Here is a 16,430-nt window from a genome sequence, read left to right as displayed (position 1 = left end):
ACAAAAATAACGATGATGGCTGGTTTAAGTTATGAAACGGTGGTTTTCCGATGGCGCGTTTCGTTCCATTTTACGTAATGCCGCCTATTTAGGCTCCGGCAGCGTCGCCAGCGCGCTGCTTGGCCTGCTGGCGCTCTCCTGCGCCGGTAAAGGCATGTCGCCTGAAATGTTCGGCGTGCTGGTGGTGATCCAGGCCTACACCAAAGCGGTCAGCGATTTCATCAAATTCCAGACCTGGCAGTTTGTGGTGCAATTCGGTACCCCGGCGCTGGAGCATCAAAACACCGGGCGCTTCCGCGACGTCGTCGCCTTCTCCTTCGGGCTGGATATCGCCAGCGGCGTCATCGCCGTGCTGGGCGGCATGATCATGCTGCCGTTCTTGTCTCACGCCCTGGGGCTGGACAGTGAAAGCTTCTGGCTCGCCATGCTGTACTGCACCCTGATCCCGTCGATGACCTCGTCCACGCCGACCGGCGTGCTGCGTGCCTTCAACCGCTTCGATCTCATCGCCATCCAACAGGCGATCAAGCCGTTCCTACAGGCGGTGGGCAGCGTCATCTCCTATTATTTCGATCTGGGGTTCCCCGGCTTTATCGTCACCTGGTACGCCTCTAACCTGATCGGCGGCACGCTGTTCTGGTGGTTCACCGCGCGCGAACTGCGCCGCCGCGATATCCACGGCGCGCTGAGGCCGCGCCTGTTCAACGTCGCGCGCCGCATCGAGGGCGCCTGGAACTTCGTCTGGACCACCAACATCGCGCATACCATCTGGGCCGCGCGCAACTCCTGCACCACCGTGCTGGTGGGCGTGGTGCTCGGGCCGGCCGCCGCCGGGCTGTTCAAGATCGCCATGACCTTCTTCGATGCGACGGGCACCCCGGCCAAGCTGCTGGAGAAAAGCTTCTATCCGGAGATCATGCGCCTGGATCCGCGCACCAAGACCCCGTGGCTGCTGGGCCTGCGCTCCTCGCTGCTGGCCGGGGGCATCGGCCTGGCCGTCGCGGTGTTGATGTTGCTGGTGGGCAAACCGCTTATTTCCGCGGTGTTCGGGCAGCAATACCTGGAAGCCTATGACCTGATTCAAATCATGCTGGGCGCGATCATCGTTTCCATGATGGGCTTCCCGCAGGAATCCTTACTGTTTATGGCAGGCAAGCAGCGTGCCTTCCTGATCGCGCAGGCGACGGCCTCGGCGGCCTACATTGCGCTGCTGGTGTCAATGGCGTATGCCTTCGGCGTGCAGGGCGCCGCCTTCGCTTATTTACTGGGGCAATGTTTAGACGTTCTGTTATCCCTGATACCGACGATCGGCGCCTACCGCAATCGCTTTATGTTGGGGCTGAATGTGCCCAAAGAGAGTAATCAATGACCGCTAACACGAATTGGAAGAAGTTCTCCGCCGAAACCACCCAGGCGCTGTTTGTCGCGGTGGAAGAGGACGACCTGGTCGAGGCGAATATCAGCCTGCCGCAGCAGATCGGTCTGGAATGCTCCCCCGAGAGCATTCGGGACAACTACGCGCTGTGCCTGCAGTTTTGGGAAGACGGCTTTTCCCGCCGCGAGCTGCTGCAGTTGGTGAACGGTTTCCTGCAAGACCCACAGTTGGCGGCGGCTACCCGCATGCGCTACAAATATATCCGCGCCCGCTATAAGCACCTGCGCTTCGCCCAACAGCTGTACGGCGCTCCCCACCGCGCCAACCGCCTGTTCCACACCACCACCGTGGTGCTCGGCCATTTTCAGGACGCGTTTCGCAACGGCAACCAGAAGAACCTGACGCTGTACGGCAACCTGCTGCGGCTGCTGCTCAGCAAGCCGGTGTGGTCTTACGTGCGCTATGCGCTGCGCCACACCCGCCTGGAAAGCGCCCAGGGCTTTATCACCTACCGCCAGGAGCAGATGCGCCAGCTGCAAACGCTGATCGCCGGCCCGGCGCTGACCGGGCATCAGTTTCACGACGTGCGCAAAATCGTCAGCCGCCAGGTGTCGTTCTACGACACGCTGAGATCGATCGATCCCGACAACCGCGAGGCCCGGCAGATCTCACGCTTCCTGGCGGCGATTAACGGCCTGATGGGCGACCGGCACGACGTGATGGTGGCGGACAAGCTGGCCGGCGGCGATATCTATGATCGGCCGGCGATCCTGGATATCGACATCCGCCAGCGCCTGGAGTTGCTGCTGGCGCGCTTTCCGCTGTCGTTTTCCCAGCCGGCCATCGCGGCGGGCAGATAAGCGGGTTGCGCGGAGCCATGATGACGTTACGCCGCTTGCTAATCCTCGCGCTGCTGCTGTCGCCGCTGGCGGCGTCCGCGCATAACTTCGTGCATGGCCGGCCAGTGGCGCCGATCGCCATCGCCGATCGCGGCGAGCTGTTGCTGCGTAACGGCGATTTCAGCTACCGGCCGTGGAGCAGCGCAAAACTGGCGGGTAAGGTGCGGGTGATCCAGTACATCGCCGGGCGCACCTCCGCCAAAAAGAAGAACTCGCTGCTGATCAACGCCGTCAAGGACGCGAACCTGCCGGGCGATCGCTTCCAGCCGACCACCATCGTCAACACCGACGATGCGATACCGGGCTCCGGCTTCTTCGTGCGCGGCAAGATCGAGAAAAACAAACGGCATTACCCCTGGGCGCAGTTCATCGTCGACAGCGACGGGCTGGGGCGCATGGCCTGGCGGCTGCCGGAGGAGAGCTCCACCATCGTGGTGCTGGACAAGGCCGGGCGCGTGCAGTGGGCGAAGGACGGCGCACTCACCCCGCAGGAAGTTGACCAGGTGATCGCCCTGCTGCGCGCGCTGATCGCGCAGGAGACGCCATGACGCGCACGCCGCCGGGAGCCGATGACGCATGCCTTTGATTGAACGCTATATCACGGTTGAGATCCGCCGCCTGGTGATGATGATCGCCGGGTTTCTGATCTTCATGTTCGCCAGCTACTCCGCCCAGCGCTACCTGACCGACGCCGCCAACGGCACGCTGGCGCTGCGGGTGGTGGCCGACGTGGTTTTCTATAAATCGCTGATCGCGCTGGAGATGATATTGCCCGTCGCGCTGTATGTCTCGGTGGCGGTGGCGCTGAGCCAGCTGTACAGCGATGCGGAGATCACCGCCATGCTGGCCGCCGGCGCCAGCCCGCTGCGGCTGTACAAGGCGGTGCTGCTGCTCGCGGTGCCGCTGGCGATAGCGGTCACGCTGCTGTCGCTGTATGGCAGGCCCTGGGCGTACGCCAATATTTATCAGCTGCAGCAACAGTCGCAGTCGGTGCTGGACATGAGCCACCTGCAGGCCGACAAATTCAACGTCAGCGGCAACGGCCGCATGATCCTCGCCAATCAGGTCGACAAAACGGCCAACCACCTGACGGACGCCCTGATTTATGTGCGCGGCGGCCATCACACCAACCTGTACCGCGCGCAGTCGGTGGAAGTGCTCGACGCCTCCCCCGCCAGCCCCGCCGTGCGGCTGAAAACCGGCACCGCCTATGTGCTGGATCGTGAGGGTGCCGACGACAACGGGCAGAATTACGACAACTTCGACATCGCGCTCAAACCGTTCGTGCCCAGCGCCGAGAGCCGGCACAAGTCGGCCTCGCTGGCTGAGCTGGCGCGCTCCGCCGATCCGGGTGACGCCGCCGAACTGCAATGGCGCGAAAGCCGCGGGCTGACCACCGTGCTGATGGTGCTGCTGGCGATCCCCTTGAGCCGCATCAAGCCGCGACAGGGCCGCTACGCCGCGCTGCTGCCCCTGACGGTGCTGTTTACCGTGATTTTCTATGGCGGCAACATTTGCCGCACGCTGGTGGCCAACGGCTCTCTGCCAACGATCCCCGGCGTTTGGCTGGTGCCGATAGCGATGGCTGTCGGCATCGCCCTGCTGCTGGCGCGCGACTTATCCCTGCTGCGGAAACCCTCCCGATGACTATTTTTAGCCGCTACCTAATGCGCAACGTGTTCATCGGCTTCGCCGCCGCGGCCGGGCTGCTCATCCCGCTGTTCACCACCTTCACGCTGATCAACGAGCTGGAGGACGTCACTCCGGGCGGCTACCGCTGGCAGCAAGCGCTGCTGGTGACCGTGATGACCCTGCCGCGCAGCCTGGTCGATCTGGGGCCGTTTATCGCGCTGCTCGGCGGCATCGTCGGGCTGGGGCAGCTGTCGAAAACTCTGGAGCTGACGGCGATCCGTTCCGCCGGGATGTCGATATTCCGCATTGCGCTGGTGATGCTCGCCGCTGGGCTGCTGATGAACCTCTCGCTCGGCGCCCTCGATGAATGGGCCGCTTCGCCGCTGCAGCAACGCGCGCTGCAGATGAAGAACAACGCGCTGGCGCAGTCGAACAGTAATGATGTTACCGTTAACCCGCTGTGGGCGCGGCGTGGCAACGAGTTTGTGACGGTCAAAACCGTCGATGAGAACGACCAGCCCCACGGCATAGAGATCTTCCGTTATCAGGCCAACCGCGCGCTGGAATCTTACATTTACGCCGACAGCGCCAGCACCGCCGCCGCCGACGGCAACTGGCTGCTGCACAACGTGATGCAAAAAAGCTGGCAAGGCAGAAAGGAGACGATTAATCGGCAAGATAGCCTGCTCTGGCGCTCGCTGTTCGCCGTGCCGAGCCTGAAAGAGCTGACCCTGCCGGCGGGCAGTTTCTCGCTCCAACAGCTGGATCGCTATATCTATTATCTGCAGGGCTCTGGGCAACCCAGCACCGAATACCGCCTGGCGCTGTGGAAAAAACTCGGCCAGCCCCTGCTGGTGCTGGCGATGATTTTGCTGGCCATCCCGTTTACCTTCACCGCCCCGCGCGCCCCCGGCATGGGCAGCCGGTTAGCGCTCGGCGTCATCATCGGGCTGCTGACCTACATCGCTTACCAGATCGTCCTCAACCTGGGATTGCTGTTCGCCCTCAACGCGCCCTTCACCGCCCTCGCCCCGCCGCTTTTGCTCCTGGCGTTGGCGCTGGCGCTGGTTTATCGGTTTGATCGGCGGGGTTAGGATTCAGCGAGAGGCGGCGATCGTTCGCTTGCAAACATTCCTTTCTCCGCCAATGATGAAAAACCGCAGACCGTAGCCTCATGGCCATGGTCTGCGGTTAGACTGAGCGGTGAATAATGCGGGCCAGAGACAGACCTAAGACGCGGCCCTTTCATTCTGCCGCCGATCGTCAGGGCGTATCTTGAACCAAATGGCATACATTGCCGGCAGAAACACCAGCGTGATAACGGTGCCGCCAAACGTCCCGCCAATCAGGGTATAAGCGAGCGTTCCCCAAAACACCGAGTGAGTCAGCGGGATAAATGCCAATATGGCGGCCATCGCCGTCAGCAACACCGGCCGGGCTCGCTGTACCGTCGCCTCCACGACCGCGTGGAAAGGCGCCAGCCCTTGCTGCTCGTTGTGATGGATCTGGCCAATCAGGATCAAGGTGTTGCGCATCAGAATGCCCGACAGCGCGATTAACCCCACAAGCGCATTGATGCCAAAGGGCTGGTTAAAGAGCAGTAGCGTTGGTACCACGCCAATCAGCCCCAGCGGCGCGGTGAGAAACACCATGACCATTGCCGACATCGAACGCACCTGCAGAATGATGATCAACAGCGTCACGGCAATCATGATTGGGAACAAGGGCGCCATCGCTTTGGTCGCCTTTGCCGACTCCTCAATGGATCCGGCCTGCTCAATGCGATATCCGGCCGGAAGCGCGTCGATGGTTGGTTGCAGCGCCTTCATGATGGCCGTTGAGACATCCGGCGGCTGCAGGTTTTCGGCAATGTCCCCCCGCACGGTAATGGTCGGCGTGCGATCGCGACGACGCAGGACAGGTTCTTCCATTCGCACGTCAACCGTTCCGATCTGAGACAGCGGAATGCGCTGTCCGGAAGATCCGACAAGGGTAAAACCCGCTATTTTCGCCGGATCGAGCCGGATATCTCCCGCCGCGCGCGCCATGACCTGCACAGAACGGATGTCTTCACGTACAGAGGTGACAGGAATACCGGAGAGCAAAAACTGAAGCTGTTGGGCCACCGCATTCGAGGTCAATCCCACCGCCTGCAAGCGATCTTGATTGAGCGCAAAATGCAACGTCGGCACGCGCGGGCCCCAGTCGGTGTTGGTGGTCCTCATCATCGGACTGGCCCGCATCACCCTTTCCACGCCCTCCGCAATCTCGCGCAGTTTGGCGGGATCCGGCCCCATGACGCGGAATGCCACCGGATACGGTGAATACGGGCCAAACACCAGTTGGGTCACGCGGATACGCGCCTCCGGCACCAGCCCGCCCGCCACCGCTTCACGCAGGCGCAGCTTGAGCGTCTCACGCGCGGCCTGGCTGTCCGTCAGCACGACAATTTTCGCAAACGAGGGATCGGGAAGCTCGGGCGCCATAGCCAGATAAAAACGCGGCGCTCCCTGGCCGATGTAAGAGGTGACGATTTTCGCTGCTTCCTGCTTGCTCAACCAGGCTTCGATTTTCGCCGTTGCGACGCGGGTCTGCTCAATAGCGGTGCCATATGGCATCTGAACTTCGACCAACACCTCCGGGCGGTCGGATGTAGGGAAAAATTGTTTTTTTACCAGCCCCATGCCGAGAATCGCGACGGTAAAGACGGCGATAACGGTGCCCGCGACGCGCCATTTGCCCGCGATAACGCGGGTCAGCAGCCGGCGAAAACGGTTGTAGTGCCGGGTGTCGTAAATGGCCGCGTGCCCGCCCTGCACCGTTTTGATGTTCGGCAGCATTTTCACGCCCAGATAAGGCGTAAACACCACCGCCACCACCCAGGAGGCCATCAGCGCGATGCCCACGATCCAAAACATGTTGCTGGTGTACTCACCGGCGGTGGATTGTGCAAACCCGTTCGGCATAAAACCGACCGCCGTGACCAGCGTACCGGCCAGCATCGGCGCGGCGGTGTGGCTCCAGGCATAGGCGGAGGCTTTGATGCGATCGTATCCCTCCTCCATTTTTACCACCATCATTTCGATGGCGATGATGGCATCATCCACCAGCAACCCCAGCGCCAGGATTAAGGAACCCAACGTAATGCGGTCGAAATTTTTGCCTGACGCCGCCATCACGACAAAAACGACAGCCAGCGTCAACGGCACCGCCGCCGCGACCACCACCCCCACGCGCCATCCCATGCTGACGAAGCAAACCCCCATGACCACGAGCAGCGCGACAAAGAATTTGATCATGAACTCGTCAACGGCGGAGCTAATGTTAACCGCCTGATCGGTGACCTTCGTCAAGGTCATGCCCAGCGGCATGTCCTGATTGATCTTCACCGTTTCCGCATCCAGCGCCTTGCCCAAATCCAGACCGTTCCATCCCTCGCGCATAACGATACCCAGCAGCAATGCCGGTTCTCCCTGATTGCGCACCAGGAAGGTCGCCGGATCTTCGTAGCCGCGCTCCACCGTCGCCACGTCTGAGAGCTGCAGCGTCCGGCCCTGAGCGACGATGGGCGTCGCACGGATCTTCTCCAGCTTGTCAAAGGCGCCATCCAGGCGAATAAAGACCTGCGCGCCCTGGGCGTCGATCGAACCGGCCGGCGTCAAGACGTTCTGGTTGTTGAGAGCGGAGAAAATATCCTGAGGAGAAACGCCCAGCGTCGCCAGCCTGTCATGCGAGAACGAGACGAAGATGCGCTCCGCCTGTTCACCGATAATATTGACCTTCTTGACCCCAGGCACGTGCAGCAGACGCTGGCGTAACGATTCCGCATCGCGAACCAGCAACCGCTGCGGCTCCCCTTTCGCCTTTAGCGCAAAAAGCGCGAAGGTCACGTCGGAGAATTCGTCATTCACCATCGGCCCGATCACGCCTGCCGGCAGGCTTTTCGTCTCATCGCCAAGCTTCTTGCGCGCCTGGTAGAATTCTTCCTGCACCTGCGCGGGCGGCGTGCCGTCCTGCAGTGACAGCTGAGTAAAAGCCAGGCCCGGACGCGTGTAAGTCTCACTGCGGTCATACCACTTGAGCTCCTGCAAACGCTTTTCAAGCGGTTCGGCGACCTGCTCCTGCATTTCCTTCGCGGTGGCTCCCGGCCAAGCGGAAACGATCGTCATTTGTTTGACCGTGAACGGCGGATCTTCCGCTCGTCCCAGTTCAAAGAACGAAAAAATGCCGGCGACCGTAATCAGGACGATCAGGAATAAGGTAATGGCTCGCTCGCGCACGGCGAGCGCCGAGAGATTAAAACGCCCGCCGCTCATAGCCGGCTCCCCGCGACAGCGCCATCGTCTTGTTGCGCCGTGCGCACAGGTTCACCGTCATGCAGCAAATGCGCCCCGAGGGCGACCACCCGTTCACCGGCCTGCAGTCCGCCCGTGACGTTTGCCGCATCGTCCCCGAGGCTCAGCACCTGGACCGGTCGCCATGACACTTTGGCCGGCTTGCCGGCAATCCCCCAGACGCCCGGCCCGTTGCCCGCATCATAGATGGCCGCCAAAGGCACCTGCACTACCTGACGGGTTACTTTATCTTCGGTAATGCGCAGCGTGACGGTGGAGCCGAGCGGTGCGCTCGCCAGCGCGCCCTCAAGCACATATCTCGCCTCGAAGGTGCGCGTCACAGGGTCAGCCGCATCGGAGAGCAGGCGCAGTTTCGCAGGCACTGACTGTTGATCGTTACCGTACAGCGCAGCCTGGGCTTCGCTTCCGACCGCCGGGCGCAGCGTCTCGGGCAATTGCACGAAGGCCTCGCGCTGCCCCGCCCTGGCCAGCCGGACAACGGGCTGACCGGCGCTGACAACCTGACCGGGTTCAGCCAGCGTATCCATGACCACGCCATCGGCATCGGCCAGCAGCACGGCGTAGCCCGTCGCGTTTTGCGCCACGTTGGCCTGAGCCTGGGCGGCACTAAGTTCCGCTTTGGCCGTCTCCGCGGTGGCCTTGATCTGATCGTAAGCCGATGCAGAGACAGCGCCGGCGGCAACCAGACCGCGATAGCGAGCTTCATCATTGGCGGTTTGCCGGGCACGGGCTCGCGCAGCGGCGACGGCCTGTTGCTGAGCCTGCGCCTGTAGGTGCAAATCAACGGGATCGAGACGCATTAAGGGTTGGCCGCGTTTAACGCTCTGGCCGGCATCCACCAGGCGTTCAAGGATTTTGCCTTGCACTCTAAAACCAAGGTCGCTTTGAATCCGCGCGACGACTACGCCACTGAATGCGCGAGCAGTATCGACGGCATTGACTACGATTGCCGTTCTCACCAGAGGCGGTTGCGTTCGCGGATCGTCAATACCGGAAACGTCGTCGCAGCCCGCCAGGGCGAGCGGCAACAGGCAAATAACGAGGGTGACGGGGTTAAGCCGGAGCATGGGTTCCCTTACTGATTTAACAGGACAGTAACCGCATTCTCTGACTAGTGACCAATATTGTCAATGGTCACAAATCAAGGTGACAAACTTCTCAGTATCAGCGATGACAGGAGCGTGGCGGCTGAGGATGCCGTCTCCAGATTGCATTGCAGCTGTATCGGGCTGATATAAGGCCGCATGACCAGATATATTGCATCCGCAGCCTCATCCAGCGGCGTTTTTCGCTCAAACTCCCCCGTCTGCCGTCCTTCAAGGATAATGAGTTCAACGAGTTGCCGCAGGCGCTCTTCATGCCGCACGGCGGAGGGCCACTTATCACGCGCCGCGACCGCGGCAATGTCATACAGCTTACGATCGTGAAAAAACAGATCGCTGCCGGCTTCAGTGAGCGCCCTCAACAAGCGTCTCATTTTTTCGGCAGCCGTAGACGCATCTGCGATCGCTGAATTGACAATCTCCATGACCATCGCCAGCCGGTTGGCGCAGATCACCTCGCCTATCGCCTGCTTGGAATCAAAGAATTTATAGATATAGGCTTTAGAAAAACCTATTGATCTAGCCAGATCGGAGACCGTGGTTTTTTCATAGCCAAAATGCCCGAAATGCTCCATGGCAGCGTCCACGATCTGATCGCGGACGCTGTGGTCAGATGGGCCCCGCGGGGGATTCGCATTTGTGTGTTTAGTCATTTTTCAAGCTTAGCTCAATGAACCCAGGTTAACAACGAGTGACCATCCTGGAATTTGGTTACAATGCGGCATTGTCTCAAGGAATATCAAAACATCTCCTGCGCCCGCCTTAGCGGCAAACGCTGGTTCACGGTGAATTGCGTCGTCAGGCGGATTATAGCCGCTATGGCAATCGCGATGAAACCGCTCTGAACGCCGGCAAAACGCTTGCCAGGCAGCATGGACTGACGATCAGACGTCGAAGATAAGACAAGTGCTGCTGCGCCCCACCTTGCCGCCGCAGGATCATGCGGCAGTAAAAGCGCCACATAAAACGGGCAGATAAGGCTGGGATAACATGCTGGTGCACCACGCCATGCGCGTATTTTTTTGTTGGTGCGGTTGTGCCGGCAATGGGATCAAACATCGCATCAACCTTTGGAAAACAAGAACTTTCCGGTTAACATTTGGCCGGCTTTACAAATTGGCTTGAGCCGTTATCATCCCTTATCTGGTGTCCTATGCGCCGTTAGCTACCGCTGACTGCCGTTCGATAACATGCCCCCTCAGGGCCCATCGAGTGCAAGGAGTGCGAGCGCCCGCCTGAACAGGCCGAGACGCAGCAAGCAAAGGAAGATACACACTATGTTTTCCTGTTTGAAACTGCTGTATATCGCCGATGATATTATTTCACCTGATGAATGCCATCGTACACTCACCACGGATCAAGAAGTTAGTAACAAAAGTAATTATGAACTTATAAAAAATACCTTGCTCGATAAACACGGTATAGACCAGACAATAAAGTTGATTGAATATCAGAAAGACGAGGACGTCGCCACTATCAGGGAGAGAATATGAGCAAGTTGATAATGGCCATGGCGTTACTATTTACTGTTCTCATGATGCAAGGATGCAACAAGAGCATGGAATATGAGCCACAGGATTTTTTTGAAGGCCATCAACTGGACATCGCACAGCTGATTTATGATGGCGATGAAGTGAAACTGAAAGAAAAGCTTCCTTCAATAAGCAAGCAAGAACTGAATCGACCAGTGAAAGCAGACATGACCCTGCTGTTTTGGTCGGTGCTAAACGCAATCTACGATAAAAATACGCCGAAAAGACTGAGGATTATTACTGACTTGGTTAAAGCAGGTGCAGACCCATTGCAACCCAGACCGGAAGGGGGAAGCAGTCCAGCTGAGTTTGTCCTGCAGGGCGATAAAGACGTCTGGATAAAAGCAATGTTGGATGGCGGGTTACCACCGAATTCTAGAGATAAAGTTCATAACGAGCCAATTATATTCGAAGCATTAGACGCGAAAAACCCTGAAACATTAAAGGTGATGCTGGATTATGGTGCGGATATAAACACAAGGGACTCATTGGGAAACACCTTGTTAATAAACTCACTGGATTCTCATTCATTTGACCACACGATTCTTTTGTTAGAGAGAGGTGCGGATAGTAAAATCAAAGGGAAGTTTGGTTGGACTATGGGCAATCAGCTTCAGCGCTTTATAGATAGAGGCGTAGGAGATGCCGAGGATAAAGAGAAAATTGACAAGATAAAAGAGTTATTAATTAAAAAGGGTGGTGACTGGCCTCCACTACCTGTAGAGAATTGAGACTCCCCTAAGGTCGACGTCGAAGACATGTAATATGCCGTTCAGGGGCAGAATGGCAACTGCCATCCGCCCCTGCTCGCTCCGTGGAATTAACGCAATGCCTTCGCTATCGCGCTAAACATCAGCGATGCCTCCAGCGGTTGCGCGCTGAAGGACGGCTCCGCCTGCGGCCAGGTGGACCACTGGACGATCACCAGATTCTCCGCCTGATTGACCATGATCATCTGACCGAAGATCCCCAGCGCCCACAGGGAATGTTTCAGGGATGCCTGCGGGGCAGGTTCCACGTTGGTCGCATTCACCGGCACTTCGTTGTTCCACCACTGGTAGCCGTAGATGCCGTTAGGATGCGCCGCCGATACCGAGCCCGCCGCCTGAGTGCAGTTGGATGACTGGGCTACCCAATCTTCCGGCAAGATCTGTTTGCCGTTCGGCAGCTTCCCGTTATGCAGAATGAATTCGCCGAAGCGCCCCCAGTCTTCCAGAGTGGCGTTGAGCCCGTGCGCGCCCACGTCGTGCTGGCCTTTGGCGTAGGCATGCCACACGCCGTCGCTCGCCATGCCGTAGGGCTGCCAGATGCTTTGCTGCAGATAGGCCGCCAGCGGCATGCCGGTGGCGCGCTCCAGCACGTCGCCCAGCAGCCACGCGCCGCCGGAGGAGTAAGACCAGTTCTGCCCGGCCGGATGCGCACGCTGCAAACCGGCCACCAGCTTGCGCACGCAGGCGTAGGTGCCGGGCTTGGCTTCACACTCGGTCAGCTGCGCGAAGTCCGATTTCGGGTTGGTGTAATCCTCATTCCACGCCACGCCGGAGGTGTGGGTGATCAGCTGCCTGAGGGTCACGCCGTCCCACGCGGTGCCTTTCAGATCGGGTTCGTATTGCGTGATGAGATCGTCGAGCGAGCGGATCTTGCCCTGTTTAATCGCCACGCCCACCAGCGTGGCGACCACGGATTTGCCCACGGAGCGCGACGTCCACAGGGTAGCGTCGGTATTGCCCTGCCCCAGGTATTTCCAGGCGATTTTGCCGTCCTTCAATACCAGCATGCCGCTGACGTTCTGGCGCTGCAGGTAATCCTGCAGGTGGTAGGTTTTGCCATTCACCCGATAACTGGCATCGGTTAGCTGTTTAGCGGCAGTAAGCAGCGGCGTGGCGTTGCCATGGTGAAATACATCCCCCGCATAGTTGCGGTAGTCGTTACGAAAACCGATCACCCGGTCGCTCTGGCTCCAGGTGAGCATCTTGTGCGTATCCGGCAATTGCGCATCGAAAGGCGCGGGACAGGCGCTGAGTTCGGTGCCCGCACAGGCGGCCAGCGCGGCGGGCGCCAACAGGCCGCTGCAGAGACTGATGACGACGCCCGCCAGCAGGCTGCGGTTAAACACTTTGCTTTTCATATTTTTTCTCGTTTAGCTCAGGAAGGCGTTCAGCTTAAAAAAACGCGGCCTATAATAAAAAACGCCTGATGGGGGAAAATCCCCCGCAAAAACGACGGGAGAGCCGCGTGCCGAGCCTGATTTATTCCTTTGCCCAACTGGAAGCCTTCACCGCCGTGGCCGAGCACGGCAGCCTGGCGAAAGCCGCGCTCAAGCTGGGCAAAGACCGCACGACGCTGCGCGATTTGATTGATTTTCTCGAGGATGGATTGGGCTATGCGCTGTTCCTGCGCGAGGGGCGCAGCCTGCACCTGACGCCGGAAGGCGAGCAGTTGCAACGCCAGGCGCACCTGCTGATGCGGCAGGTGAAAGCGTTTGAGGCGTTCGCCAAAGACGTGCCGAAGAGCGCGGCGCAGGAAATCTCACTGGTCTACGATCCCTTTACCCCCCGTGCGTTACTGCAGGCGCTGATTGCCGCTATGGCCCAACGCAACACGCGCCTGAGCCTGATTAACGCCTCGCGCGAAGAAGCAGAAAGCCTGCTGGCAAACGGCCAGGCCGATCTGGGCATCTGCCAGGCGCGCCATCGCAGCGTGGGCGACGCCATGGAGTGGCGCGCCTTAGGGGCGATAGAGATGGATTTCTACGCCGCCGAAACGCTTTTCCCCGGCGCGGAACAGCCGCTCTCGCTGCTGGAACTCTCGCTCACGCCGCAGGTGATCATGCACCCGGATTCTGACGAACCGGTGGCGCGCCGCCTGCAAATTTCGGGGCATACCATATTTACCAACGAGCTGGAGATGCTGCGCGCCCTGCTTGAACAAGGCTGCGGCTGGGGCTTCCTGCCGACGCATATGCATGCCGAACGGTGGAAAAACGTCAACACGCTGCGCACCGAAGTGGGCAGCCAGGGGATCAGCCAAACCATGGTGACCATCTGGAAGCCGGGCAATGACCGGCGGGCGCTGATTGATGAGACGTTGGGGTTGCTGCCGGGGTTGTGGCGGGAGGTTGGGGGGTGAAAAGTCGCTGTTAGATTAGCGCTGTTGTTACCGGTAGACGGTCGTAGGGCTCATCGTCCCGTTGCTTTTTCTATCATCCTTAAGCGGGAATTGCGGTTTTCCCCTGTTAGCCCCATAACACCTCCGTTCCACAGCTGCTGGTGTTGATTTATTGCTTTGAACGGCGGTATTAGAGGGGCGGTTTTGAGCGACGAGCGGACATCCGTAATAATTTCACTGCTTATGGATTAAGCTTCATTCCATTCTCATTTATCGGAATTATTACGTAATCTTCAAACTTACAGCCTGCCGGTAAAACTTAATTTAGCGAAGCAAAATACTGTGTAGGCGATTTACCCAACGCTTTTTTGAACATGGTGATGAAGGCACTCACAGAGTCATAGCCCAAAGTGCCAGCGACGTTCTGTACCGATTTACCTTCAGCCAACTCATTCAGGGCAATCATCAAATGTAACTGTTGCCGCCAGCGTCCGAAGCTCATTCCCGTCTCTGATTGCACCATTCTGGCCAACGAGCGCTCACTGGTTGCAAGGCGGGAAGCCCATTGCTGTAAAGTCGTCCTGTCTCCCGGATCCGCAAAAAGTGTCTCAGCCATTTGCCTTATTTTAGGATGGTCTGATATGGCCAGGTGGAGTGCGTCAACCGGTGCGTCTGGCACTTGTTCCAGGAGCACAGCAGCCAGCCTGGCCGTCTTACTACCAGCGGAATAAGAGGGTTCCTGCTCGGCAAGATAAAGAATAAGTTCCCGAACAAGAGACGTAACGGCAATAGTACAACATGTTTCGGGCATGACAGCCGCCCCGGGTTCTATAAACAGAAAACAGGTTCGGGCATTATTTGTTACACGACATCGGTGAGGCGTATTTCCGGGTATCCAGACGGCATGTCGGGGAGGGACAAGCCACAGAGCATTTTGAACTTCACAACTCACTGCACCGTGTAAGGACAGGATAAGCTGACCTTTCCGGTGTGCATGCGGCGTTATGCCGGAATACTCTTGCGCCGGTGCAGCGTAAAGGGCAACCGCTGGCTGCAGAAAGATGTCAGAGTCAAATTCATCGGGCGACGAAACTACTTTTTTATGTTTTGGCATATTTTAGAAATATGTTGTCTGGTTATCTATATCTTGTAAACGGTCTGTATCTTAAAGTCTCTCTTTTTTCAGAGAAAGTCAGAAATATGTCAAATATCACTAACAAGTGGCGCACTGCGGCCCTTGTGACGGGAATTCTTTTCATCGCCATTAACCTGCGAGTCCCCTTTACTTCGATAGCACCGGTTTTAAAGCTCATTCAGGATCACTTTCAACTGAGTATAACGTCCGTAGGATGGCTTAACTCATTACCGTTATTTGCCTTTGCTGTGTTTTCACCTGTGAGTGCGATTATTGCCCGAAAATTTGGTCTGGAACGTACACTGTTCGGCGCGCTGATAGTGATTTCTGCAGGTATTCTACTACGTTCAGCAGGTAGTGTGTGGGCGCTATACATCGGAACGATGCTCATAGGCACCGGTATCGCGCTGGGGAATGTCCTGTTGCCTAGCCTTATCAAGCGTGACTTTGCCGGAAACGTCGCATCATTGACAGGCGCATATTCCATCACAATGGGGGCCGCAGGTGCCGTTGGCTCCGCTATTATCATTCCATTGTCCCAGCAATGGGGCTGGGACAATGCGCTTGCCCTGTTAGTGATAGCGCCTGTGCTTGCCCTGGTTTTTTGGTCCCCACAATTGAGCAATCACCAGAAGCACAAGCTCTCAAGTCCTAATCAGCACACCAGTGTCTCCGTATGGACATCTCCCCTGGCATGGCAGGTCACACTGTTTATGGGACTGAATGCAATGCCATTTTATGTTGCGGTAGGCTGGCTGCCAGCCATTCTTACGGATAATGGGATTTCACCTGAAAAAGCCGGAGCCGTACACGGGATGCTTCAGTTCACTACCGCAATTCCTGGACTAATGCTGGCGGCTACGCTGCGTCGTCTGAAGGACCAGAAAATGGCGGCTGTTGTTGTCAGTTTGCTTTCGGGAATTTCTCTTATAGGAATACTGTACGCGCCGGGCCTGTCGATGTTGTGGGCTGCCATTCTGGGATTCGGCTGCGGTGCCAGCATGATGCTGGGCCTGACCTTTGTCGGGTTACGTACAACAAATGCAGGTGATGCTGCAGCACTGTCCGGCATGGCGCAGTGCGTGGGCTATCTTATGGCTGCAATGGGTCCCCTTTTGCTGGGTAAGGTCCATGACTGGTACGGTGGCTGGACCATTCCCCTGCTGATGACTGCTGTAATTACGGTAGCCGGCGCCTTAACTGGGCTGGCAGCAGGTCGAAACGTCTACCTGCAACCAGCGACATCAGCGGGCTAATTCTTATCTTATTTCAAACAAAATTGACTGTTCTA

The 16,430-nt window shown here is 58.1% G+C and carries 13 protein-coding genes; 8 read left to right on the top strand and 5 right to left on the bottom strand.

The features are described from left to right. The first annotated feature begins 31 nt into the window (after nt 1–31). Genes ACJ8PE_RS01675 through lptG form a run of 5 tightly spaced genes read left to right on the top strand, consistent with a single transcriptional unit; the run spans nt 32 to nt 5,000 of the window. Nucleotides 32–1,369: a lipopolysaccharide biosynthesis protein gene (locus ACJ8PE_RS01675; protein ID WP_004935553.1), complete on the top strand. Its 1,338-nt coding sequence runs from the start codon at nt 32–34 to the stop codon at nt 1,367–1,369. Further along, complete coding sequence (locus tag ACJ8PE_RS01670) at nt 1,366–2,235, top strand: hypothetical protein (RefSeq protein WP_197761572.1); 870 nt, start codon at nt 1,366–1,368, stop codon at nt 2,233–2,235. Before ACJ8PE_RS01675 ends, ACJ8PE_RS01670 begins: the two co-directional genes overlap by 4 nt. A gap of 20 nt (nt 2,236–2,255) precedes the next feature. Continuing rightward, nucleotides 2,256–2,822, top strand: a complete 567-nt coding sequence (locus ACJ8PE_RS01665) for a YtfJ family protein (protein WP_197761634.1) — start codon at nt 2,256–2,258, stop codon at nt 2,820–2,822. 28 nt (nt 2,823–2,850) lie between these two features. Then, nucleotides 2,851–3,921, top strand: coding sequence for an LPS export ABC transporter permease LptF (gene lptF / locus ACJ8PE_RS01660; protein WP_197761571.1), 1,071 nt, complete (start codon nt 2,851–2,853; stop codon nt 3,919–3,921). Beyond that, on the top strand, nt 3,918–5,000 hold the full coding sequence (lptG, locus tag ACJ8PE_RS01655; RefSeq protein WP_197761570.1) for an LPS export ABC transporter permease LptG: 1,083 nt from the start codon (nt 3,918–3,920) through the stop codon (nt 4,998–5,000). The genes lptF and lptG overlap by 4 nt, the downstream gene beginning before the upstream one ends. Before the next feature lie 135 nt (nt 5,001–5,135). Here the strand turns inward: lptG and ACJ8PE_RS01650 are convergent, their stop codons facing one another. The 3 genes from ACJ8PE_RS01650 to ACJ8PE_RS01640 all read right to left on the bottom strand — a co-directional run bounded on the left by ACJ8PE_RS01650 (nt 5,136) and on the right by ACJ8PE_RS01640 (nt 10,017). After that, the gene (locus ACJ8PE_RS01650; RefSeq protein ID WP_197761569.1) at nt 5,136–8,222 is read right to left on the bottom strand and encodes an efflux RND transporter permease subunit; all 3,087 of its coding nucleotides are present in this window, start codon (nt 8,220–8,222) and stop codon (nt 5,136–5,138) included. Beyond that, complete coding sequence (locus ACJ8PE_RS01645; RefSeq protein ID WP_197761568.1) at nt 8,219–9,328, bottom strand: efflux RND transporter periplasmic adaptor subunit; 1,110 nt, start codon at nt 9,326–9,328, stop codon at nt 8,219–8,221. The genes ACJ8PE_RS01650 and ACJ8PE_RS01645 overlap by 4 nt, the downstream gene beginning before the upstream one ends. A 74-nt stretch (nt 9,329–9,402) precedes the next feature. After that, nucleotides 9,403–10,017 (bottom strand): TetR/AcrR family transcriptional regulator, encoded by a 615-nt coding sequence (locus tag ACJ8PE_RS01640; RefSeq protein WP_033651890.1) that lies wholly within the window; start codon nt 10,015–10,017, stop codon nt 9,403–9,405. An 836-nt stretch (nt 10,018–10,853) separates the two neighbouring features. On the opposite strand from ACJ8PE_RS01640, the gene ACJ8PE_RS01635 reads away from it, so the two are divergent. Next, nucleotides 10,854–11,627 (top strand): ankyrin repeat domain-containing protein, encoded by a 774-nt coding sequence (locus ACJ8PE_RS01635; RefSeq protein WP_197792642.1) that lies wholly within the window; start codon nt 10,854–10,856, stop codon nt 11,625–11,627. An 89-nt stretch (nt 11,628–11,716) separates the two neighbouring features. On the opposite strand, the gene ACJ8PE_RS01630 is transcribed toward ACJ8PE_RS01635, so the two are convergent. Further along, the gene (locus ACJ8PE_RS01630) at nt 11,717–13,024 is read right to left on the bottom strand and encodes a serine hydrolase domain-containing protein (RefSeq protein WP_442536700.1); all 1,308 of its coding nucleotides are present in this window, start codon (nt 13,022–13,024) and stop codon (nt 11,717–11,719) included. Between the two features lie 107 nt (nt 13,025–13,131). Between ACJ8PE_RS01630 and ACJ8PE_RS01625 the strand changes: the two genes are divergently transcribed. Further along, nucleotides 13,132–14,025 carry a LysR family transcriptional regulator gene (locus tag ACJ8PE_RS01625; protein WP_197792640.1) on the top strand — a complete coding sequence of 298 codons (894 nt, stop codon included), beginning with the start codon at nt 13,132–13,134 and terminating at the stop codon, nt 14,023–14,025. Nucleotides 14,026–14,323: 298 nt separating this feature from the next. On the opposite strand, the gene ACJ8PE_RS01620 is transcribed toward ACJ8PE_RS01625, so the two are convergent. Next, the gene (locus ACJ8PE_RS01620; protein ID WP_197792639.1) at nt 14,324–15,118 is read right to left on the bottom strand and encodes an AraC family transcriptional regulator; all 795 of its coding nucleotides are present in this window, start codon (nt 15,116–15,118) and stop codon (nt 14,324–14,326) included. Between the two features lie 86 nt (nt 15,119–15,204). Between ACJ8PE_RS01620 and ACJ8PE_RS01615 the strand changes: the two genes are divergently transcribed. After that, the gene (locus tag ACJ8PE_RS01615; RefSeq protein ID WP_197792638.1) at nt 15,205–16,395 is read left to right on the top strand and encodes a CynX/NimT family MFS transporter; all 1,191 of its coding nucleotides are present in this window, start codon (nt 15,205–15,207) and stop codon (nt 16,393–16,395) included. Nucleotides 16,396–16,430 lie beyond the last annotated feature (35 nt).

The sequence above is a fragment of the Serratia sp. CY74737 genome, from assembly GCF_052166775.1.
In the GTDB taxonomy this organism is placed as follows: domain Bacteria; phylum Pseudomonadota; class Gammaproteobacteria; order Enterobacterales; family Enterobacteriaceae; genus Serratia; species Serratia ureilytica.
This window is presented reverse-complemented; position numbering and strand designations above follow the sequence as displayed.